Below are 401 nucleotides of genomic sequence, written 5' to 3' on the forward strand. Positions count from 1 at the left end.
ATTGCGGTGACGGATGCGGCGCGGGGTTCGGTGTGGGCGTTGTCGCCGTCGACGGTGAATGGGTTTGATGAGGAGAATTCCGAGCCGGTGTTGAAGGGTTCGCCGGGGACGGTGTCTGCGGTGGGGGCGGATGACCGGATTTATAGTGCGGATCCGGTGTCGGGGCAGGTGACGGTGACGTCGGTGGATGCCGGGGGTGGTGTGGTGGATGCCGAGGTGAGCACGTGGGAGGGTTTGAAGGGTTCGGGGGATTTGCAGTTGGCGGTGGTGGGGGACCGGCCGGTGGTGTTGGATGCGGGCCGGGGGAAGTTGTTTTTGCCGGGCGGGCGTGAGTTGGCCCTGGCGGAGGCGCGGGATGCGAAGTTGCAGCTTTCGGGTCCGGCTGCGGATGCGGTGGCGGT

1 protein-coding gene is annotated in these 401 nt (G+C 66.6%); it reads left to right on the forward strand.

Translation table 11 applies throughout. The features are described 5' to 3' along the window. The coding region (locus tag FS787_RS17860; protein WP_144674637.1) for a hypothetical protein at positions 1-401 on the forward strand (401 nt) is incomplete at both ends.

The organism is Arthrobacter sp. U41, from assembly GCF_007679325.1.
Classification (GTDB): domain Bacteria; phylum Actinomycetota; class Actinomycetes; order Actinomycetales; family Micrococcaceae; genus Arthrobacter.